This is a genomic window from Streptosporangium sp. NPDC048047 (genome assembly GCF_040653115.1).
Lineage (GTDB): Bacteria > Actinomycetota > Actinomycetes > Streptosporangiales > Streptosporangiaceae > Streptosporangium.
Map to the genome: position 1 here is coordinate 25,030 of NZ_JBEZNH010000055.1, position 23,746 is coordinate 48,775.

Genomic DNA, 23,746 nt, shown 5'->3' on the forward strand with positions numbered 1-23,746 from the left:
GGCTGCGAAGCCATATTCCCAGGTCAATGGGCATATATGCATATATTTTGGGGTTTTAGAGAACTGTCCGTGACAGGCGCCGCCGGAGCCGGGCGAGCGTCCCCGGCCCCGTACGATCCGGAGCGGTGAGCAGTTCCAGGGCGGCCAGCCGCTGACGCTTGAAGTAACGATCGGGGCCGTGGGCGTCCAGGTAGGCGGACGCGGCCTCACGCAGACCGGGATGGGCCTCGGCCCGCATGCAGTAGCCGACCGCGCGGACCAGGGCGGGCAGGTCCACCGGCGGCGGCTCGCTCACCGACCCGTCGGCCGCCAGCCGGGGCAGCAGGGCGTCGGTGATCGTCACCGGGATCCGGTTGCTGTTCTCATAGGGCGAGAGCCGTTCCAGGACCTGCTCGCCCCCCATCGCGGCCACCGGCAGCCCATGGTGGTTCCTCGCGGTGACCAGCGCGGTGGAGAAGCACCCGACGACCAGCCCGGGCCGCAGGGCCGCGAAGTACGACTCCGCGGGGACGCTCTCCGCGGCGATCTCCAGCCTGACGCCCAGCTCCGCCGCCGTCTCCCGCAGCCGGAGTGCGTGCCGCCGCCCGGCGGCCGGATGGGGCTTGAACAGGACGGTTTCGAACCCCCGGGCGACCACGCCGCGCAGCATGTCCGCGTGCAGCTCCGCCTCCTCGTCGGCCGTGAGGATGTCGAGCGCCGACAGGTACTGTCCCAGGATCATCGCCCGGTCCTCAGGGGCCCAGGGCGTCTCCCGCGCCCCCATGGGCGCCGCCGGGTCCACCGCCGAGGTCACCGACTCCGCCACGTCCAGGAACGCCCGGTCCGGGAGGGCGTCGGCGGGCACGCCGTACTCCGACAGCAGCAGCGGGGTCAGGCCCGGCACCAGGTCGAGGTGGAGCAGCCGGGTGATCCGCCCGGAGATCTCCAACGGCAGGGGGTCGCGGGTGGGGCCGTAGCTCATCAGGCCGTCGGAGTAGACGGTGATCGGGCAGTCCCTGACCAGCGCGGCGACGGTCCGGGCGGGCGGCACCGCGACGGACTCCAGGACCAGCTCGCGCAGGTCGTCGCCGAGGGAGAGCCGCGCGGCCAGCAGACGGCTCAGCATCGGGACCTCGATGACGCGCGCCTTCCAGTCCGACGGGTGCATCGGGGCCACGATCTCGTTCCACGAGTGGATCTCGTCGAAGTACGGGCGCAGCGGGGCGAACCCGGAAGCCCCGTCCAGCGGCGGGATGACCTCCGGGACGGCGGCGTTGCCGGAGACCAGCAGGATCCGCCGGTCCTCGCGCGGCCCGAAACGGCCGTCGTCGATCGCGGCCGCCAGCGTCATCGCCCCGAACAGCGTCGAAGCGTAGAACAGCCGCGTCATCGTTCCTCCAGCAGCTTCCGCAGCACCGCGTCGCGCTCCGGACCCAGGCTTCCCGCCTCGGCCAGCAGACCGGCGGGCAGCCGTCGCAGGGCCTGGGCGCCGCGCGCCTCGAAGCGGGCGCGCAGCTCGGGGGAGAAGCGGTCACCCAGCTCCAGGTGGTGGACCAGCAGCGCGCAGAAGGTACGGGCGGCCTTGGCGGCGAACTCCTCCTCCGCGTCCCTCTCCAGATCGGCGAAGACCAGGTCGAAGGCGTCGAAGAAGTGCAGCTGCCGGGCATCGCCGACCTGGGTCAGCGAGCCCGCCACCATCCGGCGGTAGAAGATCCCGGCCAGCGACACCACCGCGAAGGACGCCGCCCGCCGGTGCAACCGCCAGATCCACGGCCGGTCCTCGGCGGTGTGCAGACGACCGGGGAAGGTCAGCAGCTCACCCAGGTCACGGCGGTAGATCCCCGCCCAGGCGTAGGGGTAGTCCACCATGGTCCGCGACGCCAGGGGCAGGATGTGCTCGCGCGGCTTCAGTACCACCCCGCGCACGGCCAGCGGGGCCCGGTGGACCACCCTCCTGCGCCCCTCGGCCTGGACGTGGTCCACCCGGACGAAGTCGCAGCCGAGCCCCTCGATCGCCGCCACCAGATCGGCCAGATAGCCGGGGGCGAGCCAGTCATCACCGTCCATGAACGTCAGGTAACGGCCGGAGGCCAGCGACACCCCCTGGTTGCGGGCGTCGGCCAGCCCCACGGGCGTCTCGTTGCGCAGCACGACCAGACCGGGCAGATCATCGCGGAAGTCCTCGATGATCTGCCCGGTCCGGTCCGCCGAACCGTCGTCCACCACGATGAACTCGAAGTCCCGCCGCGCGTTCCGGGCGAGCGAGGCCAGCGCGTCGGCCACGTACGGCTCGACATCCCGCACCGGCACCACAACCGACAACCTGATCAAGTTTCTCTTTCCTGTTCACACACGGTGACGCGCCACAAGGAGCCCCGGAATCCGGACCCGCCCACGGACTCCGGTCTCCGGACCCGCTCGGGGACTCCGGTGTTGGGACCCGCGAGGGGGCGCCGGTGTCTGGACTGAGGAACGCAGGAGCGAAGCGACGGAGTGACGAGGGAAGACACCGGCTCTCAAGCCCCCGAGCCGCGACGCGCAGCGTCGCCATAAACACGCCGCAGACGGGACTTCGGGGCTTCTTCGCCGGGGAAGACGCGCTTCACGCCGTCGCCCAGTGCGCTCTCGATGACGCGGATGTCGCGGACCAGGTGCTCCAGCCCGGCGGGTTCCAGTGAGGCGGCGTGGTCGGAGCCCCACATCGTGCGGTCGAGCGTGATGTGCCGTTCCACGGCCACCGCGCCCAGCGTCACCGCGGCGAGTGAGATCTGCAGGCCGCGCTCGTGGCCGGAGTAGCCGACCGGCACGCCGTACCGCTCCCGGAGGGTCTGGATCGTGCGGAGGTTGGCCTCCTCCGGGGGGAGGGGGTAGGTGGACGTGGCGTGCATCAGCACGAGCCTGGAGGTGCCGAGGACCTCTACCGCCCGGTCGATCTCCTCCAGCGTGGACATCCCCGTGGACAGGATGATCGGCTTGCCGGTGGCGGCGAGGGCGCGCAGCAGCTCCAGGTCGGTCAGGCTCGCCGAGGCGACCTTGTGCGTGACCACGTCCATGGACTCCAGGAACTCCACCGACGGCACGTCCCACGGCGAGGCGAACCAGTGGAGGCCCCGCTCGCGGCAGTGTTCGGCGATCGCGGTGTACTCGTCCCGGCCGAACTCCGTCCTGATCTTGTACTCGAGGTAGGTCATCTCGCCCCACGGCGTCTGCCGGATCTGGTCCCGCTGCTCCGGCGGCACACAGATCTCCGGTGTGCGCTTCTGGAACTTGACGGCCTGGCAACCCGCGTCGGCTGCCACGTCGATGAGCCTGCGCGCGATGTCGAGGTCGCCGTTGTGGTTGATCCCGATCTCACCGATCACGTAGACCGGCAGGCCCGCGCCGACCAGCGTGTCGCCGATCCGCACCGGACCGGCGGCCGGCGCCGTCTTCAGCTCGGCGCGGGGGACGGGCACGGACGCGGAGGCCGGTGCGGAGGCGGGCATGGACGCGGGTGCGGGGGCGGGCGCCGTCCCGGTTCCGGGGCGCGCGGCGAGGATCCGGTCGCACAGTTCCCGTACGGCCCCCGCACCGCCGGGCCTGGTGAGCACCACCCGGGCGGCGGCGCGGACCCGGGGGTGGGCGTCGGGCACGGTGACGGGCCAGCCGACCTCGCTCATCGGGCCCAGGTCGTTGACGTCGTTGCCGACGTAGGCGACGCGGGCCGGGTCGAGCCCCTCGATGGCCAGCCAGTCGCGCAGCACGGTCCGCTTGTCGGTCAGCCCCTGGAGGACGGGCACGTCGAGCTTGCGGGCGCGGGCGGCGACCACCGGGTTCCGCTCGGTGGACATGATCAGCAGCTTGACGCCGGATCCGCGCAGCAGCGCCACCCCCATGCCGTCGGAGCGGCTGACCGCGACCATCTCGCGGCCGTCCTGGTCGACGTAGGCGCGGTCGTCGGTGTGCACGCCGTCGAAGTCGGTGACCACGGCGTCCACGTCGATGGGCTCGGGCCGGTCCACGAACGGCGCCAGCGCCCGGACGATCTCCAGGTCCTCGGGGGAGTCGACCTCGACGGCGTGCCGCGGCGGTACGGGCTGCACGGCGACCCTGCCGAAGAAGCGGTGCCCGTGCTCGCGCAGGCCGTCGGCGCGCATCGCGTAGAACGCGCCGGTCTCGCGGAAGTGCGGTTCGCGGTCCTGGCGGCGCGGGCGGAAGGACGGGTCGTGGTTGACGCCCGCGCCGGCGGCGTCCCACAGGAACTCGTGCGTCTCCAGGCCGGAGAAGACCACGTCCGCGCCGCCGTCCAGGATCCTGGTGACGGCGGCGTCGAGGTCGGCCGGGTCGACGAACGCGCTGGTGCACTGGACCAGCACGACCACCTCCGGGTCCTCGCCGAGCCGGTCGAGCGCGTGCAGCACCGCCGACTCGCTGGAGGCGGTGGCCCCGCTCAGCTCCTGCGGCCGCTCGACCACCTGAGCCCCGGCCTCGCGGGCCACCCGGGCGATCTCGGCGTGGTCGGTGCTGACCACGACCTCGTCGACCAGTTCGGCCCGCACGCAGGCCCGCACCGCGCGGGCGACCAGCGGGGTGCCGCCCACCGCGGCCAGGTTCTTCAGCGGCACGCCCACGGAACCGCCACGGGCGGGCACAACGGCCAAGACTCGCAAGGTGACTCCTCGTGACACGGACGAACTTCCCCGAACCGGGGTGCTCGCCGAACCTAGCCACGAGGGTGACCGTTCAGGGGTGCCCGAGCTGAACGCCCAGGGTCACCCGCCTTAACTTTCCGGGGACCCGGTGACGCGCGAGCGCCGCGGGCGGCGTCCATCGCCGCCCGCGGCGCCCATGACCGGAAAGCCGCGGTCTCCGGAGGGCCGGACTACTCGGCGAACCTGCCGCGCGTGTCGTCCGCGGCCTTCTTGGCCTTGTCCTTGGCCTTGCCGACGGCCTCCTTGCCCTTGCCCTTGGCGCGCTCCATGCGGCCCCGGGCGGCCATCTCGTCGTCGTTCACCGCCTCACCGGCGTTCTCCTTGGCCTTGCCCTTGATCTGGTCGAAGTTCGTCATCGTGGGTCCCCCCGTAGTCAACGACCAATTCGTCACCCCTTCTCATAGCCTGGGAGCGGCGAACCAACCGTCATTTCGATCACTTTAAGTGACTAATCACTTACTTAGAGTGATGAATTACGGCAGGCTGTCAGATCTTGGTATCGATGCCGGCCCGGTGCTCTCAGCCGCCGTCCCCGCCCTCCGGGTGCCGCTCGCGCGCCAGATGGCCCAGGAACCACTCCTGGGCCAGGCGGGCCACCTGCTCCAGCGCGCCGGGCTCCTCGAACAGGTGCGTGGCCCCCGGCACGATCTCCAGGGCCGTCTCTCCCGGCAGCAGCTCCATCGCCTCCTGGTTGAGCCTGATGACGATCGGGTCGCGCTCCCCGACGATGAGCAGGGTGGGCTGGTGGACCGACCGGAGCGCGTCACCGGCCAGATCCGGCCGCCCGCCGCGGGAGACGATCGCCTTCACCGCGGGCCGCGCCGCGGCGGCGACGAGCGCGGCGGCCGCGCCCGTGCTGGCGCCGAAGAGGCCGACGTCGAGTCCGGCGGTCGGCTTGTGCCGGGCCAGCCAGTCGGTCAGCCCGGCCAGCCGTACGGCGAGCCGCCCGATGTCGAAGCGGAACTCACCGGTTACCAGGTCGATCCGCTCCTCCTGCGGTGTGAGGAGGTCGGCGAGGACCGTCGCCAGCCCGGCCCTCTGCAGCTCGCCCGCCACGTGGCGGTTGCGCGGGCTGTGGCGGCTGCTGCCGCTGCCGTGCGCGAACAGCACCATTCCGTACGCCGGATGCGGCACCGCGACGTCGGCCTCCAGCACGACGTCGGCGGCCGGGATCTCCAGGCGTTCAAGGTTCATCCGGACGGCGTTCACATGTACCCCCTCCCGTGAGGCGCCCGCCGGCTTCCACCGGCTGCCGGTCCTGTGGCGGGACCTAGCCGGTCGTCGCCGGCCGGGACCGCGCCGCCGAGCGCAGGAGGCTCCGCACCTCCCCGTCCGTCGTCTGGGTGAAGTCCCGGTACGACTGCCCGACGGCGGTGAAGTAGGGGGGCGTGACGGCGCACACCAGCTCGTCGGCCAGGTGGGCGAAGTCACGGTGGACCGAATCGGGCGCGGTCGGCACGGCGACGACGGTCCGGGCCGGCCGGTGGCGGCGGAGCGCCTGGAGGGCGGCGCGCATGCTCGCCCCGGTGGCCAGGCCGTCGTCCACGACGATGACGGTTCTGCCGTCGAGGTCCAGCGCGGGCCGCCCCTGCCGGTAGACGTCCTCCCGCCGGACCAGCTCCTGGCCCTCCCGGGCGGCCGCCGCGCGGATGGCCCACTGTGAGATCCCGAGCCGTCCGACGATGTCCTCGTTGAGCACGATGACGCCGCCGCTGGCGATGGCGCCCATGGCGAGCTCCTCGCGGCCCGGGACGCCCAGCTTGCGCACCAGGAAGACGTCCAGCGGGGCTCCGAGGGCCGTGGCGACCTCGTACGCCACCGGGACGCCGCCGCGCGGCAGTCCCAGCACGACGACGTCGGGTCTGCCGCGGTAGCGCTCCAGGAGGCGCGCGAGGACCCGTCCTGCGTCCCGCCGGTCCTCGAACGTGCCGTCCATGTCGTCCGGCATGGTGAACAGGTCATCCGACACGGCTCCCACCCCCGCTCGCCGTAGGTGCGCCCTGTCCTCCAGTGAATATCCCCAAATCGGGGCAATCGACTTTCCAGGCGCGGTGAATGTGGCACGGGTTTTACCTGTCCGGGTCACGGTCTTTGCGGGACGCCCGCGGCCGGGCCCGCGCATCCCGTGCCCGCCCGGTCCGACTCCCGCTCGCCGCCCGCTCGGCCGTTCCCGTGTACGGAGGGGCCGAGCCGCTCTCCGGGACGACGCCGTCGTCACCCTGCCCGCCGACGGCCCGGCCTTCCACGTCTGGCACCTGACCTGACGCGGGCTCCCGGGGAGACACCGGGAGACGGACACCGCCCGGCGGGCCGTACGGCCCGCCGGGCGGCTGAACCGGCCCTACTTCAGGTACGGCCCGGCGTCACCGACCTTGCCCGGGGCCGGGTTGCCCGGCAGGTCGAGCACGTAGACGCGGGCGTTGCCCTTGCCGGGGGCGGCGACGGTGAGGGTGCCGCCGGTGACGGTCCTGCGGTCGCCGGTGACCGCGTCCACGTAAGTGCCGTTCAGGACACCGGTGAAGGTCGCGCCTCCGGTCACGGTGATCAGCGCGTAGCTGTCCACCGCGCCGGAGGTGTAGCGGCGCTTGTAGGCCATCTGGCCGCTGACGCCCTCGGTGGAGTACTGGCCCTTCTGCAGCGCCGGGACCGCCCGGCGGATCCGGTTGAGCCGTTGCAGATGCTTGACCAGCGGCTTGTCCAGGGTCTGCGCCACCGCGCCGGTCGCCGAGGAGACGACGCCGAAGTCCGAGGCGGTGACCGACCCGGCCAGGTGGTCGCCGTAGTAGGCGCGGCCGGTGGTGGACAGCGGGCAGGTCGGCCCGCAGTCGATCCTCTTCCCCTTCTGGAACTCGATCTCCGAGCCGTAGTAGAGCGTCGGGATGCCGCGGAAGGTCCACATCAGCGACATGTTCTCCGCCCACGCGTCGGTCCCGCCGGCGTAGCGCTCGTTCGACTTGTTGGGGCCGTAGTCGTGGGAGTCGACGTAGACGGTGTTGTAGGTGGCGTCGTTGTAGCTGTCGTCGGAGTCCTTGCCGGCGGTGAAGGCGTTGGACGCCTCGCCGAAGTTCATGTGCATGCGCATGTCGATGACGTTCATGCCGGAGAACTTCGAGTGGTCGGGGGCGTGGTAGTCGTTGCCGCGCAGGAATGCGTTGTCACTGGTGGGCTGGTTGGCGGTGCCCATGAGGTTCTCGTAGTCGTACTGCTCGACGACCGCCTTGGCGTCGTCGGGGTCGAACTCCTTACGCTCCTTCCAGGTGTAGAACTGCGCGGAGTGGTTGACCGAGCCGCGGTTCCACTTGTCGTGGACGAACGCGCCGACCTCGCCGAAGACGTAGAAGTCCTTGCCCTTCTCGCCGTGCACGGCGGTGGCGTGCTGCCGGATGGCGGGCAGGAAGCGCCGGTTCCACGTCAGCCGGGAGACGTGCACGGCGGTGTCGACGCGGAAGCCGTCCACGCCCATGTCGATGTAGGAGTTGTAGGCGCCGATCAGGTAGTCCTGGACGGCCTTGCTCTCGGTGTTGAGGTCGGCCAGGTCGTCGTGCAGCCAGCAGCTCTTGGAGTCGGCGCCCTCCCAGTTGCCGAGCCAGCACTGGTGGTAGTACTGCGCGGGGAACATGCCGGAGGTCGGGCTGGGCCACTGGCAGTTGCGGATGGTGAAGCCCTCGGGGCTCCGGTAGGAGGTGGGTGTGCCGTAGTCCCGGCAGGTGTTCCCGGCCGGGGCCGTGGCCGACCACAGGTCGCCGTTGTAGGGGCGGCCCTTGGCCATCTCGTTCTGCGCGGCGGTCAGCTCGGGGTCGTCGCCCCGCTGCTCCTCCATCGGGTCGTACTCCCTGCCGGGGTCCTTCCTGCTGTACAGCCACTTCCACTCGCCGTCGCGCGAGCCCCACACCGCGGGCACGTACAGGCCCTTGGCGCCCCAGCGGGAGCTGTGGTTGTAGACGACGTCCTGGAAGATCTTGATGCCCTTGGCGTGCGCCCTGTCGATCAGGTCCCGGTAGGTCGCGCCGGGGGTCTCCAGCCGGGTGTCGACCCGGTAGAAGTCCCAGCCGTGATAGCCGTGGAAGTCGTAGTCGGAGCGGTTCAGCACGACCGGGGTGATCCAGATCGCGGAGAAGCCCAGGCCCTTGATGTAGTCCAGCTTGTCGATCAGGCCCTTGAAGTCGCCGCGGAACATCGGGTCGCCGGCGGCGGCGTTGCCCGACTTCACGTGCTGGCTGCCGCCCCGGTTGTTGGCGGGTTCGCCGTCGTTGAACCGGGCGGTCATCACGAAGTAGATGCTGTCCTCACGCGGGTCGCCGCCCAGCGGAGAGCCCTTGCCGGGGGTGGCCGGCTCGTCGCCGGTCTTCGCCGAGGCCGCGGGGCTCGCCTCCGATCTGTTGCCGGCCGCGTCCAGAGCCCTGACCGTGTAGGTGTAGGTGGTCCGCGGGTCCAGGCGGGCGTCGGTGTAGACGGTGTTGGTGGCGGTGGTCAGGGTCACCGGGGCGCCGGAGTCCTTGACGCGGGTGATCTCGTAGCCGGTGACGCCCACGTCGTCGGTGGCCTCGTTCCAGCTCAGCTTGATGGTGGTGTCCTGCGCGGTGGCGGTCAGGCCGGTGGGCGCGCCGGGCGGGGTCTCATCCTCGGGCGCGGGCGTGCACGGATCGGCGGCGTTCGCGGTCACCACGCCGTCTTTGACGGTGGTGCGGCCCGAACCGAGGGTGTAGTCGGCGCCGCCGTTGTTGTCCCAGGCGCCGGAGCCGTTGTTGAAGGCGGCCTTGAGGCCGGTGGCCGAGCCGAGGTCGATGGTCCTCTTCGCCCAGTCGGCGCAGGCGGTCTCGTTCATGGCGACGCCGGGGACGGACGTCCAGGAGCCGCCGGTGGGCTGGTAGTGGACGTTGACCGTCGGCCACCCCTTGGTCTTCTTGTGGTAGAAGACCTCGGCCTTGCCGCCGGGGCCGGTCCCGCCGGAGCACGGGTCGCCGGAGGTGACATCGCCGCCGGAGACCTTCACCGTGCCGGTGCCGATGGTGTAGTCGGCGCCGCCGTTGTTGTCCCAGGCGCCGGAGCCGTTGTTGAAGGCGGCCTTGAGGCCGGTGGCCGAGCCGAGGTCGATGGTCCTCTTCTTCCAGCCGGCGCAGGCGGTCTCGTTCATGGCGACGCCGGGGACGGACGTCCAGGAGCCGCCGTTGGGGGCGTAGTGGATGTTGGCCGCCGGCCAGCCGGTGGCGTAGTAGACGGTGACGCTGTTCGCGGCCGCCGCCGTCGACGGGACGGCGGCGCCGGCCAGGGCGAGGGCCGTGGCGGTGAGCAGCAGGAGGGCGGGTGAGGGGGATGAGCGCATGGTCGTTCGTCCTCCGCGCGGGTCGCTGATGAGGGCCCCGGGCGCGGTGGGCGCCCGGGGTGGTGGATCGTCGAGCTGTTACCCGGGGGTGGTCAGCGCCAGGTGTCGTTGCGCGTCGCGGTGCCGCCGGAGGGCGTGGTGAACGAGCGGTTGGGGTCGCTCTCCCAGGTCACCGAGCCGTCGGGGTTCTTCTTGATGTACTTGTAGGAGATCGTCCGCCCGGCGGGCAGGCCGGCCGTGCCCCGCCAGACGGGGTAGGCCGCCGACGACAGCGCCACCGCGTTCGCCGGGTTCCAGTTCCCGAGCTCGGGCACGTCGCCCACGACGAAGACGTTCTGCCCCCAGGAGGTCGTGGCGTTCACCGCGAAGGTGGTGGCGACCGTGTCCTGGGTGGGGGGATCGGTGGGGGTGGAGGTGGGTGTGGGAGAGGAGGTGGGCCGGGGGCCGCCGACGTGGACGGCGACCGCGCCCTTCGCCGGGACGGTCACCGACGCGGTGCCGTTCGCCGCGACCGTCACCGTGCCGCTCCCGGCGTCGTTGGCGTAGGTGCCGGCGGGCAGGCCGGTGGTGAAGGTCCGGGTGACGGAGCCGCCCTCGTTGTTGATCGCGACCCAGCCCCGGTCGCCCCGGCTGAAGGCGATCACGTTGTTACCGTTGTCGTACCAGTTGGCGACCGCGGTGCCCGCGACGGCCCGGTTGAAGGCGGCCATGCCGCTCATCTGCCGGTGGAAGCAGGTCCACCGGCCGTTCCCGCAGTCGGTGTCAGTGACGAACCCGCCGTTCGCCGACGGGGGACCGGCCTCCTTGTCGCCCCAGGTGAAGCCGGAGTAGACGGCGGGCGTGCCGTACGGCCAGGCCAGCATGAAGACGTTCGCCAGCCGGTAGGCGTCGCCGTACTTGTAGTTGAGGGTGGAGCCGTTGCGCTCGGTGTCGTGGTTGTCGACGAAGACCACGGCCCTGTCACTCGGCACCGACAGGCCCCAGCTCTGCCCGAAGGTCGAAAGCCACTTGATCTGGCCGGTGAACTGCTCCTTGAGCTTGCGGCCGTAGACGAACTCGTGCACGTCGCCGACGCCGGTGTACTGGCTCGGCCTGACGGCCTCGTTCGGGCCCTCGATGACCTCCTGGTGCAGGTACGGCGAGCCGCTCAGCCGCCCCTTGATCGCCGACAGGTCGGAGGGGGAGATGTGCTTGGCGGCGTCCACCCGGAAGCCGTCCACGCCGAGGGAGGTGAGCCGGTTGAGGTAGCCGGCGATCTGGCCGCGGACGTAGTCGGAGCCGGTGTCGAGGTCGGCCAGGCCGACCAGCTCGCAGTTCTGCACCCGCCAGGCGTCGTTCGTGTAGTCGGAGTCGTTGATCGTGCAGGCGGGGGAGTGGAAGTCGGCGGAGGAGTACAGCCCGGGATAGCCGTACTTGCCGAAGGAGTAGCCGCCGTAGCTGCCGCTGCCCTGCCCGGTCATGTGGTTGATCACCACGTCGGCGTGCACCTTGACGCCCGCGGAATGGCAGGCGCCGACCATGTTCCGGAACGCGTTCTCGTCGCCGAACTTGCTGGTGAGGGTGTAGCGGGCGGGCTGGTAGACGTCCCACCAGACCGAGCCGCCCTTGCTCATCGAGTCGTTCGGCGGGGAGACCTGGACGGCGGCGTACCCGGCGGGGCCGAGGACGCCGGTGCACTCCCTGGCGACCGAGTTCCAGTTCCAGTTCCACAGGTTGGCGATCGGGCCGGGGGTGGGCGGCGCGGCAGCGGCGGGGGTGGCGGTCGTGACGGGGAGCGCGACGGCGGCGCTCGCCAGGACGGTCGCCGCCACGGCCAGGACGGCTTTGTAGGATCTCACGGGGGCCTCCAGATGGATGGACGGATTCCCTTCGCCGGGCCGGGTGTTGCAGCACCCGGCCCGGGTCTTTCCTCCCCGGGGCCATGGGGCCCCGGGGCCTTACGGTGGTCCTCCCGCGGACCTCGTCCGCGGGAGGACCGGGTGGGGCGGCGCGGGGTCGTGCGGACGCCCCACGCGGCTCTGAGCCGCGCGGCCGGACGAATCAGCCGTGCGGCCGGACGAAGACGGCGACCGTGCGGGCCGGCACCGTCAGCGTGCCGGTGGCGGGGTCGAAGGCCGACGTCTTCACGACGGCGTCGGTCCCGCCCGCCTGGACGGGGTGGAGGGTCACCGCCGCGCCCCTGAGGGCGGCCACGGTCTGCGACCGCTTCTCGGGCGTGGCGTTGAACACGACGGTCAGCGAGTCCCACTTCGGGTCGATCCCCGAGGCGTCCAGGTGCATGGTCAGCACGCCCGGCGTCTCGGCGTCGCCGCTCAGCGGGAAGGTCAGCCGCCTGCCCACCTCGGCGGCCGAGCCGAGGGTGAAGGCGGGGGAGGAGGAGCGGATCCTCAGCAGCTCGCCGTACAGGTTCCGCGCCGCGGTGATCGCCGCGCAGTCCGGCTTCAGCGCCGGGGCGGCGAGCAACGGCCGGGCGTAGGGCCACTTGTCCTCGTTGTCCGCCCTGGGCGGCAGGCCCGCGCCGAAGCCGTTGCCCTGCGCGCAGTCCCACAGCAGCCGGTTGAACCAGTCGCCGGAGTCGAAGGAGTTGCGGTCCAGCGACTTCGAGCGCAGCCGCTCGGTCCCGGCGTGGACGAACGAGGTGCCCTGCCCGAGGACGGCGGTGGCCAGCGACAGCGACTGCATGCGCACCCGGTCGGCCATCGCGGTGGCCTGCGGCAGCTTGTAGGCCAGCGCGTCGAACAGCGTCTCGTTGTCGTGGGCGTCGACGTAGGTGACGGCCTCGCCCGGCTCGGCGGTGTAGCCGGCGGGTGAGCCGTTGTAGTCCACCTCCGAGCCCTTGACCCGCCTGCCGCGCGAGTCGGTGAGGGCGTAGTCGCGCAGGTTGCCGGTCAGGCCCACCTTGATCAGGTCCTGGTAGCCCAGCAGGCGGGCCCGCTGTTGTTCGGCGGTGCCGTTGGCGGGTGAGCCGTTGGGCGCGCCGGCCAGGCCCGAGCCGAAGCCCTGGATGCGGGGGTCGGCGTCGAACGGCGTGCCGCCGCGCACCGCGTCGCGCAGCCGGTCGTTGAAGGTGCCGATCCCGGTGCCGGCCATGTTGGCCTGGGTGGCCTGCTCGAAGCGGGCGTCGTCGGCGACCTCGCCGAAGTTCCAGCCCTCGCCGTACAGGATGATCGATTTGCCGTCCACCCCGTCCTTCCGCGGGGTGAGCGCGTCGAGGGCCTTGCGGACCGCGACGATGTTGGCCTTCGGGTGGTGGCCCATCAGGTCGAAGCGGAAGCCGTCCACCTTGTACTGCTTCGCCCAGGTGACGATGGAGTCGACGACGAGCTTGCCCATCATCGCGTGCTCGGGGGCGGTGTTCGCGCAGCAGGTGGAGGTGGCCACCGCGCCGTCGTCGAGCAGCCGGTGGTAGTAGCCGGGCACGACGCGGTCGAGCACCGAGGTCGGGTCCTGGCCGGCGGCGTGGGTGTGGTTGTAGACGACGTCCATGACCACCCGCAGGCCGGCCCTGTTCAGGCCCTGCACCATGCCGCGGAACTCCTTGATCCGGGCGGTGCCGTCCGGGTCGGAGGCGTAGGAGCCCTCGGGCACGGTGTAGTGCTGCGGGTCGTAGCCCCAGTTGAAGGCGTCCTTGGCGGCGGTCTCGCCGACGCACTCCTGCTGCCGCTCGGAGTCGGCGGGCAGCGCGGCCAGGTCGCAGTCCGGCTCGGCGCGGTCGGCCTTTTTCTCGGGGACGGTCGCGATGTCGAAGACCGGCAGCAGGTGGACGTGGGTCAGGCCGTCCTCCGCCAGTTTGCGCAGCTCCCGCATGCCGGCGTGGTCGCCGGTGAACGCCGCATAGGTGCCGCGCAGGTCGGCGGGGACGGTGGCGTCGGAGGCGGAGAAGTCGCGCACGTGCAGTTCGTGGATCGACGCCCTGGCCTGGGGGACGGCCTCCGGCTTGGCGAGCGACGACCAGCCGTCGGGCCGCAGCGACCGGTCGCCCAGGTCGGCGAGCTGGCTGCGGACGGAGTCGGCGGCCAGCGACACGCTGTAGGGGTCGGTCACCTCGTTGGTGACGACCTTGCCCGCGGCGGGGGAGTAGACCGTGACCAGGAAGGTGTAGTAGCGGCCCTTCCAGGCGGGCGTGCCCCGCACCGACCAGACGCCGGTGGCGTCGTCGCGGCGCATCGGCTGTACGGCGCGCTCGCCGCCGGACGGGCCGCGGTAGAGCGCGAGCTCGACCTTGCGCGCGGTCGGCGCCCAGACCGACAACCGGGGCGCGCCGTCCCAGACCGGGCCCAGCTCGGCTCCGGCCGCCTTGGCGTAGACGTCGTCGAGCACGCCGGGCAGCTGCACGCCGGTGGCGGTCAGCAGCGCGCCGGAGGCGTCCCGCTCGACGGCCACGACCTGCCCGCGCAGCGCCTCGGCGACCAGGCCGGTGTCGCGTGGGTCCACGGTGAGGGCGGCGTGCCCGGAAAGGTGCGGCCACTTGGCCTTCTGCGCGTCGGTGAGGGTCCCGGGGACCAGCCGGATGATCCGGAGGTCGCCGGTCAGGTCGCCGTCGGCGTAGGCGATGTCGCCCTTGGCGGAGAAGGCCAGCGAGTGGTGGAGGGCGTCGGACGGCCGTACCTTCCAGGCGACCGTGCCGCGGTCGATCCACTGGGCGGCGGCCTTGGTCAGGTCGGCGTCCGCGCCGTGGGCGGCGGGCTGCGGCAGCAGGTTCCCCTCGACGCCGGCGATCCGCCAGACCTCGCCGCCGGTGGCGGCCACGTCGAGCGACTGGTCGCCGGGCAGGTCCTTGTCGTCGCCGTTGTGGACGATGTAGCTCACGGTCTTCGCCCCCTCTTTCAGGGGGATCCGGAAACGGAGCCCGAACGCGTCGCGCCCCTCGGGCCGGAGCGGGGCGGCCCACTCGGTGGGCGCGGCCACGTCACCCCACAGGTGCAGTCCCCAGCCGTCGTATTTCCCGTCCGGCCGGTGGTGATGCACGATCGCGACGTTCTCGGCCGCGGCCCGGGTCGGGTGGACCTCCGCCTTCCCCGAGACGACGTACGCCTCCGGCCGCGCGGCCGGGGTGAACGTCTGGTCGGGCCCGGGATCCTTGACGTCGCCCTTGTGAATTATGTAGTTCAGCGGGGCGGCGGCGTTCTTCAGCGGGACCTTCCAGAACGCGCCGTAGGAGTCGGCGCCGTCCGGCGGGCGCGGGGACGCCCAGTCGGTGCCCGCGCCGTCGGCCAGGCCGTCGCCCCACAGGTGCAGGCCCCAGCCGTCGTAGTCCTTGTCCGGCCGCGCGTAGTGGACGGTGGCGTAGCCCTGGGCCTCGGCGCGGGAGGCGTAGGTCTCCGCCCTGCCGGAGGCCACCCAGACCTCGCCGGTCCTGGCGGGGTCGACGACGCGGTCGCCGCCGTCCTTCTCGTCGCCCCTGTGGACGATGATCCCGACGTTCGCCGCGCCCGGCTTGAGCCTGACCCAGGCGAACCTGCCGTAGGAGTCCTCGCCGGTCAGCGGGAGCGGGGCGCCCCACTCGGTGGGCCGCTCCACGTCGCCCCAGACGTGCAGGCCCCACCCGTCGTAGTCCCCGGCGTCCTTCGCGTCCGGGCGCTGGTAGTGCACGACCAGCCAGTCCCGGGTGACCGCGCCCGGGTCCTGCGGGGCGGGCTCTGCGCCGACGGCGGCGGACGCGGTGGCCGAGGCGAGACGGCCCGCGGAGTCCTTCACCACCGCCCTGTAAGCGATCTTCGTGCCGGCCGGGATCCCGCGCAGGTCGTGGAAGACCCGGAAGGTACGGCCGGCCGCCGTGGCGTTGGGCGCGTCGTCGGTGCCGAGCACCCTCCAGCCGCCGTCGCCGACCCTGGCGGCGAACGTCACCTGGTCGAAGCCGCTTCCGGGCACGGTGGCGGTGACCGGGATCCGGCCGTCCTCGGCGGTGCCCCTGATCTCGGCGCCGGGCAGGACGATCGAGACGGCCGGGCCGGCGGCCGGGGCGGCGAGCGCCCCGCGGGCCCTGTAGACGACGGCCGACAGGGCCGGCACGGTCAGCGCCAGCTTCGCGTCGGCGCCCGAGGTCAGGTCTGCGGGGCCCTCGCCGTACACCTTGGTGAAGGCCATGCCGGGGGAGAACGTCGGCACGGCGGCGGCCTGGGCCTGCTCGGCGTTGTTGACCGCCACGACGTACTCGACCTTCTCGCGGGCGCCGATCCGGGAGAAGGCGTAGACGCCGCCGGACGCCAGGCGCTCGATCTGGGCGCCGTCGGCGAGGGCGGGGTGGTCCTGGCGCAGCTTCGCCAGGGTGGAGATGCCCTGGTACAGCGGGTGGCCGGGGACGAAGTTGTCGCGGGCGTGGGTGGCCGTGGTGCCGATCAGGTCGTCGTCCAGGTAGTCGCCGACCTTGGAGGCGAACATCGTCTGGCGGGCGTCCTTGTCGCCGCCGCTCCCGGTGAAGCCCTGCTCGTCTCCGTAGTAGACGACCGGCTGGCCCCGGGTGAGGTACATCAGCCGGTGGGCCAGCAGGTCGCGGCGGAGCAGCTCGGCGTCGTCCGCGCCGGGGTTGTCCTGGGCGATGAAGCGGCCGATGCGGCCCATGTCGTGGTTGCCGAGGAAGGTCGGCAGCGAGGAGGCGTCGGCGTCGGCGTCGGTGTGGTGGTCGTCGTCGGCGTACAGCCTCGCCAGCCGGGCGGCGTCCGCGGTGCCGCCGCTGAAGGAGCGGGCGGCCTCCTGGAACGGGAAGTCCAGGGTGGCGTCCAGCCCGCCGCGGGTGGAGTAGCGGCTGGTGAAGGCGGGGTCGCCGGAGTAGACCTCGCCGAACATGAAGAACCGCTTGTTGCCCTGCTTCGCCGCGTAGTCGTGCAGGGCGGGGGAGAACCGCTCCCAGAACTCCATGTTCACGTGCTTGGCGGTGTCGATGCGGAACCCGTCGATGCCGGTCTCGCGGACCCACGTCTTGTAGATGTCGGCCATGCCCTTGACGACCTCGGGCCGTTCGGTCCACAGGTCGTCGAGGCCGGAGAAGTCGCCGTACTCGGAGCTCTCGCCGCTGAAGGTGGAGTCGCCCCGGTTGTGGTACATCGTCGGGTCGTTCAGCCAGGCGGGCGTCTTGGCGTTCTTCGGCGCGACCGGCGTGTAGGGGAACGAGTCGGCGGTCACCTCGGGGAAGGTGCCCTTGCCCGCGTGGGCGCGGTCGTCGAACGGCACGCCGCGGGCGTCGACGTAGGGGTAGGCGCCCTTGGAGCGGTAGGAGTAGGTCTTCTCCTTGTAGTCGATGACGTCGGCGGTGTGGTTGGTGATGATGTCGAAGAAGACCTTCATCCCGCGCTTGTGCGCCTCGCGCACGAGCTTCTTCATCTCGGCGTTCGTCCCCAGGTGGGGGTCGATCCGGGTGAAGTCGGTGATCCAGTAGCCGTGGTAGCCGGCCGAGGCGTCCGCGCCGGAGCCCTGGACGGGCCGGTTGCGGAAGGCCGGGGTGATCCAGATCGCGGTGCTGCCGAGGTTCTCGACGTAGTCGAGCCTGCCGATGAGGCCCTTGAGGTCGCCGCCCTGGTAGAACCCCTTGTCGGCGGGGTCGTAGCCGGTGGTGAGCCGGTCGCCGGACAGGCCGCCGCGGTTGTTGCCGGGGTCGCCGTCGGCGAACCGGTCGGTCATCGCGAAGTAGAACCGCTCGCGGGTCAGCGCGGTGCGCGCGGCGTCCCGGGCGAGGTCCCTGTCGGCGGGCTCGGCCGTACGGCTCAGCGCGGAGACGACGGGCGCCGCGGGGGCCGGCGGGGCCGAGGGGGCCGAGGCCGGGGCACCGGGTGTTCCGACGGCGCCCGGTGGCGCGGAGGCGGGGGACGACGCGTGGGCGGGGGCGGCGAGGGGCGGCACGAGCAGCGCCGCCGCGGTGAGGGCCGCGGTGAGCGGTCCCGTCCTCGCACGCCGTGGGGGGAGCGGCCGGACCACCGGTGGCCTCCACGGTTGTTTCGGGGGTGTTGCCCGGAAGTTACTCATTAGGCATGATCTATGCAATCCCTTGCGGAAACTTTCTGCACGAAACCGCCCGAGGTGCCGTCCGGGGTTCCATGGGCCCGCCCCCGCCGGGCTTTCCGCCTCCTGCCGGCGGGGGGACGGCCCTGCTCCCACCCAGGTCAGGGCGGGGAGAAGATAACGGATCGGTGGACTCCTCCGGGTTTGTAACAAGTTTGCAGACTCTTGCAGCAAGTTCTTCCAAAGGAGTTCACGGCGGCGTAACGTCCGGCGTACTCCAACCCCGGTCCGGAGTCTCCCCACCCCGGTCCGGTCCCCTGAACCATGAGGAGAAATGATGCGGCGAGCCTTCTCGGCCGCGACGATCGTCGCGGCCCTCGCCCTTGCGGTCTCGGCCTGCGGCGGTGGCGACGGCGGCTCGGCGGCGGCGCCGGCCAACTCGGCCCCGTCGGACCCCACGAAGATCAAGGGTGAGATCACCTGGTGGGACACGGTCCGGCCGGACAGTGAGGGCCCGACGTTCCAGGCGCTCATCAAGGAGTTCGAGGCGAAGTACCCGAACATCAAGGTCAAGTACGAGAACGTCCCCTCGGACCAGGCGCAGAACAAGTTCCAGACCGCCGCGCAGGCCGGTTCCGGCGCGCCGGACGTGATCCGTTCCGAGGTGGCCTGGACCTCCCAGTTCGCCTCGCTCGGCTACCTGCAGCCGCTGGACGGCACCCGCGCCCTGGAGAACGAGTCCGACTTCCTGCCCAGCCCGCTGAGCAGCACCAAGTACAACGGCAAGGCCTACGCCGTGCCGCAGGTCACCGACACCCTGGCGCTGCTGTACAACAAGAGGCTGCTGAAGGAGGCCGGGCACGAGGAGGCCCCGAAGACGGTCGAGGAGCTCAAGCAGGCCGCCCTCGACGTCAAGAAGAAGACCGGCGCCGACGGCATCGCCCTCAACGTGGACGCCTACTTCCTGCTGCCGTTCATGTACGGCGAGGGCGGCGACACCCTCGACGTCAAGAGCAAGAAGATCATCGTGAACTCCCCGGCCAACGTCAAGGCGATGGCCACGATCGACGACCTGGTCAAGTCGGGCGCCGCGCCCAAGCCGGCCATCCAGGACAGCTACGTCAACGCGATGACCGCCCTCAAGGACGGCAAGGCCGCGATGATCTACAACGGCCCGTGGTCGCTGGCCGAGGTCTACCAGGGCAAGGAGTTCAAGGACAAGGAGAACCTGGGCATCGCCCCGGTCCCCGCGGGCTCGGTCAAGGCCGGCGCCCCCACCGGCGGCTGGAACTACGCCATCTACGCCGGCTCCAAGAACCTGGACGCCTCGTATGAGTTCGTCCGCTTCATGAGCACCCCCGAGGCCCAGGCGAAGATCGCCAAGGAGATCAGCCTCCTGCCGACCCGCGCCTCCGCCTACGACAACCCCGACGTCACGGGCAACAAGGACGTCGCCACCTTCAAGCCGATCCTCGACACCGCGGTCCCGCGGCCGTGGATCCCCGAGGGCGGCCAGCTCTTCCAGCCGCTGCTGGAGGGCTACCAGGCCCTGGTGGGCGGCAAGACCTCGCCCGAGGACATGCTCAAGTCGGTCGACCAGAAGTACCGCGGCATCTTCAAGGACTGGAGCTGACACCGTGGCGACCTCCACTGGACGTGTGACCGGCACGACCAGGGACCGGGCCGCGGGCGCCGAAGACGGCGCCCGCGGCCGGGGCGGGCCCAGGAGGCCCGGCCCGTTCCGGCGCGCCACGTCGCGGTACTGGTACGCCTGGGCCATGGTGGCCCCGGTCATCGCGGTCACCGCCCTGTTGATCGGCTGGCCGCTGGTCCGGGGCGTCTACCTGTCCCTGACCGACGCCACCGAGGCCACGATGGGCCGGACCATCGGCGTCAACGTGATCCCCTCGACCTACGAGTTCGTCGGCCTCGGCAACTACGTCGAGATCCTCACCGGCGGGGTCTTCTGGGAGAAGCTGACCTGGACGGTCATCTGGACCGTCGCCTGCGTCGCCCTGCACTACGGCATCGGCCTCGGCCTGGCGATGATGCTCAACCGCAGGCTGCGCTTCCGCTCGTTCTACCGGCTGCTGCTGATCCTGCCGTGGGCGATCCCCGGCTTCGTCGCCGCCTTCATCTGGCGCTACCTCTACAACAGCGACTTCGGCGTCATCAACGCGATGCTGCGCGCGGCCGGGCTGGGCGGCGTCGGCTGGCTCGACGACCCCACCACCGCGAAGATCGCGGTCATCGCGGTCAACGTCTGGGTGGGCGTGCCGTTCATGATGGTGGCCCTGCTCGGCGGGCTCCAGTCGATCCCCGCCGAGCTCTACGAGGCGGCCGAGGTGGACGGCGCCACGCCGATGCAGCGCTTCCGGCACATCACGATCCCCGGGCTCCGCACCGTCTCCAGCACCGTCGTGCTGCTCGGCACGATCTGGACGTTCAACATGTTCCCGCTGATCTTCCTGATCACCGGGGGAGGGCCCGGCAGCGCCACGGAGATCCTGGTGACCTACGCCTACCGCGAGGCCTTCACCGGCATCCGCAACTACTCGGGCTCGGCGGCCTGGGGCGTGATCATCCTGCTGCTCCTCGTCGTGATGGCCCTGGTCTACCGCCGCGCGCTGCGCAGGCAGGGGGAGGTCTGGTGAGCACCGCCACCGCAGAGCGGGCGCGGCCCCGCCGCGTCCGCGGCCGTGAGGACCGGAGCGTCGGCAGCTCGATCCTGCTGCACGCGACGCTCATCGTCGCCTCGCTCATCTCGATCTTCCCCATCGTCTGGCTCGTGCTGACCTCGCTCAAGCCGCGCGACGGCTGGCTGTCCACCGAGCTGAAGATCTTCGACCAGCCGTCGCTGGACAACTACACCCGCGTCCTGACCGAGACGGGCTTCCCGAACTGGCTGCTCAACTCGGTGATCGTCGCCGGCCTGACCACGATCATCGGCGTCTTCCTGGCCTCGACGACCGGCTACGCGATCAGCCGCTTCCGCTTCCCGGGCTACCGCGGCGTGATGTGGATGCTGCTGGTCACCCAGATGTTCCCGGTGGCCATCCTGATCGTGCCGCTGTACAACCTCATGGCCGGCCTCGGGCTGCTCAACCAGATCCCGGGCCTGGTGATCGCGTACATGACGGTCGCGGTGCCGTTCTGCGCCTGGATGATGAAGGGCTACTTCGACTCCATCCCGCGCGAGATCGACCAGGCCGGAATGATCGACGGGCTGACGCCGTTCGGCACCTTCTGGCGGGTCATCCTGCCGCTGGCCCGGCCCAGTATCGCGGTCACCGCCTTCTACTCCTTCATGACCGCCTGGGGCGAGGTCGCCTACGCCTCGGTCTTCATGACGGGGGAGGGCACCCGCACCCTCGCCGTCGGCCTGCAGCAGTTCGTCGGCCAGCACTGGTCGGACTGGGGCCTGCTGACGGCCTCGGCGGTGCTGATCGCGCTGCCCGCGGCGGTCGTCTTCCTGCTGGTCCAGCGCCATCTGGTCGCCGGGCTCACCGCGGGGGCGACCAAGTCGTGAGCCGGCGCCGCCCGTGGCGCGGCGCCGCGGCGCACCGGGCGGTGCCGTCGCGTACCAACCGGTAACCGGGTACCACCGCATACCAAGCACACCACGTCCTGATATGTCATTTGATCGGGGGACTGATATGACAGAGCTCGTCCAGGTCGGCCACGCCGGCGAGACCACCGCCACCCGCTGGTGGCGCGACGCCGTGATCTACCAGGTCTACGTGCGGAGCTTCGCCGACGGCAACGGCGACGGCATCGGCGACCTGCTGGGCGTACGGAGCCGGCTGCGGTATCTCGCCGACCTCGGCGTGGACGCCCTCTGGCTGACCCCGTTCTACACCTCGCCGATGGCCGACTTCGGCTACGACGTGGCCGACTACCGGGACGTGGACCCCATCTTCGGGTCGCTGGCCGACGCCCGCGCCCTGATCGACGACGCCCACCGGCACGGCCTGCGGGTGATCGTCGACGTGGTGCCCAACCACACCTCCGACCAGCACGTGTGGTTCCAGCAGGCACTGGCCGCCGGGCCCGGCAGCCCCGAACGGGAGCGCTACGTCTTCCGCCCGGGCAGGGGCGAGGACGGGGAGCTGCCCCCCAACGACTGGGAGTCGGTCTTCGGCGGCCCCGCCTGGACGAGGCTCCCCGACGGGGAGTGGTACCTGCGGCTGTTCGCCTCCGAGCAGCCCGACCTCAACTGGGAGCACCCCGAGGTCCACGCCGAGTTCGAGTCGATCCTGCGGTTCTGGCTCGACATGGGGGTGGACGGCTTCCGCATCGACGTCGCCCACGGCATGGTCAAGGCCGAGGGGCTGCCCGACGTCGGCCACCCCGACCAGGTGCGGATGATCGGCGCCGACGTCGTGCCGTTCTTCGACCAGGACGGCGTCCACGAGATCCACCGCGCCTGGCGCCGCCTCCTGGACTCCTACCCGGGCGAGCGGATCGGCGTCGCCGAGGCGTGGGCGCCGAACCCCGAGCGGCTGGCCAACTACGTCCGCCCGGACGAGCTGCACCAGGCGTTCAACTTCCACTTCCTCAACGCGCCGTGGGAGGCCCCGGTCTTCCGCAAGGTGATCACCGAGTCGCTGGCCACGGCCGGCATGGTCGGCGCGCCCACGACCTGGGTGCTGTCCAACCACGACGTCAAACGCCACGCCACCCGCTACGGCGGCGGCGAGACCGGCCTGCGCAGATCCCGTGCCGCGGCCCTGCTGACGCTCTCCCTGCCCGGCTCGACCTACCTCTACCAAGGTGAGGAGCTGGGCCTGCCGGAGGTCCTCGACCTGCCCGAGGAGTTCCTGCGCGACCCGCAGCGGCTGCGCAACCCCGACGACGGCCGCGACGGCTGCCGGGTGCCGATCCCGTGGGCCGACGTCGAGCCGCACTTCGGCTTCAGCCTGCCGGGCATCGAGGAGTCCTGGCTGCCGATGCCGGCCTCCTGGGGCCCGCTCAGCGTCCAGTCCCAGCTGCGCGACCCCGCCTCCATCCTCCGGCTGTACCGGGAGGCGCTGCGCATCCGCCGGGAGCGGCGGGCCTTCGACGACGCCCCGCTGACCTGGCTCCGCTCCCCGGAGGGCACGCTCGCCTACGCCCGGGGCGACGGGTTCGCCTGCACGGTCAACCTGACCGGCGAGCCGGTGGAGATCCCCGTCCACGGACGGGTGCTGCTGGCCAGCGCCGAGCCCGCCGTCGCGGACGGCGTGGCCCGCCTGGCGCCCGACTCCGCCGTCTGGTGGGACCGCGATGCCGCCTAACGGCGCCGCCCCCCTGTCGAGCGGTACGGCCAGGCTGACCGACATCGCCGCGCAGGCGGGGGTCAGCGAGGCGACGGTCAGCAGGGTGCTCAACGGCAAGCCGGGTGTCTCCTCCGCCACCCGGCAGGCCGTGCTCGTCGCCCTGGACCTGATGGGCTACGAGCGTCCGCAGCGGTTGCGCCAGCGCAGCAACGGCCTGGTCGGCCTGGTGATCCCGGAGCTGGACAACCCGATCTTCCCGACGTTCGCCCAGGCCTTCGAGAAGGCGCTGTCCCAGCACGGCTACACCCCGGTGCTGTGCACGCAGGTGCCGGGCGGGGTGGTGGAGGACGACTTCACCGAGCTGCTCGTCGAGCGCGGCGTCAGCGGCATCATCTTCGTCTCCGGCCTGCACGCCGACACCACCGCCCGCTCCGACCGCTACACCCAGCTCATCGGGCAGGGCGTGCCGATCGTCCTGCTCAACGGCCACGCCGACGACGTGCCGGCGCCGTTCATCTCGCCGGATGATCGGGCGGCGGCGCGGTTGGCGGTGCAGCATC

At 71.5% G+C, this 23,746-nt stretch carries 14 protein-coding genes; 5 read left to right on the plus strand and 9 right to left on the minus strand.

Annotation, left to right across the window (positions count from 1 at the left end):
* Window positions 1–55: 55 nt before the first annotated feature.
* The 9 genes from AB0D67_RS31950 to pulA form a co-directional block, all read right to left on the minus strand.
* The gene (locus AB0D67_RS31950) at window positions 56–1,369 is read right to left on the minus strand and encodes a polysialyltransferase family glycosyltransferase (protein ID WP_362944293.1); all 1,314 of its coding nucleotides are present in this window, start codon (window positions 1,367–1,369) and stop codon (window positions 56–58) included.
* Window positions 1,366–2,310 (minus strand): glycosyltransferase family 2 protein, encoded by a 945-nt coding sequence (locus AB0D67_RS31955; protein ID WP_362944295.1) that lies wholly within the window; start codon window positions 2,308–2,310, stop codon window positions 1,366–1,368. Before AB0D67_RS31955 ends, AB0D67_RS31950 begins: the two co-directional genes overlap by 4 nt.
* A 185-nt stretch (window positions 2,311–2,495) precedes the next feature.
* Window positions 2,496–4,610, minus strand: coding sequence for an N-acetylneuraminate synthase family protein (locus tag AB0D67_RS31960; protein ID WP_362944322.1), 2,115 nt, complete (start codon window positions 4,608–4,610; stop codon window positions 2,496–2,498).
* A gap of 230 nt (window positions 4,611–4,840) precedes the next feature.
* Window positions 4,841–5,026, minus strand: coding sequence for a CsbD family protein (locus AB0D67_RS31965; protein ID WP_362944297.1), 186 nt, complete (start codon window positions 5,024–5,026; stop codon window positions 4,841–4,843).
* A gap of 163 nt (window positions 5,027–5,189) precedes the next feature.
* Window positions 5,190–5,864 (minus strand): alpha/beta hydrolase, encoded by a 675-nt coding sequence (locus tag AB0D67_RS31970; protein WP_362944299.1) that lies wholly within the window; start codon window positions 5,862–5,864, stop codon window positions 5,190–5,192.
* A gap of 76 nt (window positions 5,865–5,940) precedes the next feature.
* Window positions 5,941–6,639, minus strand: coding sequence for a phosphoribosyltransferase (locus AB0D67_RS31975; RefSeq protein WP_362944301.1), 699 nt, complete (start codon window positions 6,637–6,639; stop codon window positions 5,941–5,943).
* Window positions 6,640–7,011: 372 nt separating this feature from the next.
* Window positions 7,012–9,993, minus strand: a complete 2,982-nt coding sequence (locus AB0D67_RS31980; protein ID WP_362944303.1) for a carbohydrate binding domain-containing protein — start codon at window positions 9,991–9,993, stop codon at window positions 7,012–7,014.
* A 92-nt stretch (window positions 9,994–10,085) separates the two neighbouring features.
* Entirely contained in the window at window positions 10,086–11,831 is a 1,746-nt protein-coding gene (locus AB0D67_RS31985; protein WP_362944305.1) for a carbohydrate-binding module family 20 domain-containing protein, read from the minus strand.
* Window positions 11,832–12,033: 202 nt separating this feature from the next.
* Window positions 12,034–17,904: a pullulanase-type alpha-1,6-glucosidase gene (pulA, locus tag AB0D67_RS31990; RefSeq protein WP_362944307.1), complete on the minus strand. Its 5,871-nt coding sequence runs from the start codon at window positions 17,902–17,904 to the stop codon at window positions 12,034–12,036.
* A gap of 358 nt (window positions 17,905–18,262) precedes the next feature.
* On the opposite strand from pulA, the gene AB0D67_RS31995 reads away from it, so the two are divergent.
* The 5 genes from AB0D67_RS31995 to AB0D67_RS32015 all read left to right on the plus strand — a co-directional run.
* On the plus strand, window positions 18,263–19,561 hold the full coding sequence (locus AB0D67_RS31995) for an extracellular solute-binding protein (protein WP_362944309.1): 1,299 nt from the start codon (window positions 18,263–18,265) through the stop codon (window positions 19,559–19,561).
* A 25-nt stretch (window positions 19,562–19,586) separates the two neighbouring features.
* Complete coding sequence (locus AB0D67_RS32000; RefSeq protein ID WP_362944311.1) at window positions 19,587–20,582, plus strand: sugar ABC transporter permease; 996 nt, start codon at window positions 19,587–19,589, stop codon at window positions 20,580–20,582.
* Window positions 20,579–21,457 carry a carbohydrate ABC transporter permease gene (locus tag AB0D67_RS32005; RefSeq protein WP_362944313.1) on the plus strand — a complete coding sequence of 293 codons (879 nt, stop codon included), beginning with the start codon at window positions 20,579–20,581 and terminating at the stop codon, window positions 21,455–21,457. The genes AB0D67_RS32000 and AB0D67_RS32005 overlap by 4 nt, the downstream gene beginning before the upstream one ends.
* 127 nt (window positions 21,458–21,584) lie before the next feature.
* On the plus strand, window positions 21,585–23,204 hold the full coding sequence (locus AB0D67_RS32010) for a glycoside hydrolase family 13 protein (RefSeq protein ID WP_362944315.1): 1,620 nt from the start codon (window positions 21,585–21,587) through the stop codon (window positions 23,202–23,204).
* The coding region (locus AB0D67_RS32015; protein WP_362944317.1) for a LacI family DNA-binding transcriptional regulator at window positions 23,194–23,746 on the plus strand (553 nt) is incomplete at its 3' end. The genes AB0D67_RS32010 and AB0D67_RS32015, both read left to right, overlap by 11 nt.

What these genes read in the sequence shown, in the direction of transcription:
- AB0D67_RS31965 (WP_362944297.1), bottom strand. Translation starts at nt 5,026, where the DNA reads ATGACGAACTTCGACCAGATCAAGGGCAAGGCCAAGGAGAACGCCGGT.
- AB0D67_RS31970 (WP_362944299.1), bottom strand. Translation starts at nt 5,864, where the DNA reads ATGAACCTTGAACGCCTGGAGATCCCGGCCGCCGACGTCGTGCTGGAG.
- AB0D67_RS31980 (WP_362944303.1), bottom strand. Translation starts at nt 9,993, where the DNA reads ATGCGCTCATCCCCCTCACCCGCCCTCCTGCTGCTCACCGCCACGGCC.
- AB0D67_RS32010 (WP_362944315.1), top strand. Translation starts at nt 21,585, where the DNA reads ATGACAGAGCTCGTCCAGGTCGGCCACGCCGGCGAGACCACCGCCACC.
- AB0D67_RS31995 (WP_362944309.1), top strand. Translation starts at nt 18,263, where the DNA reads ATGATGCGGCGAGCCTTCTCGGCCGCGACGATCGTCGCGGCCCTCGCC.
- AB0D67_RS31950 (WP_362944293.1), bottom strand. Translation starts at nt 1,369, where the DNA reads ATGACGCGGCTGTTCTACGCTTCGACGCTGTTCGGGGCGATGACGCTG.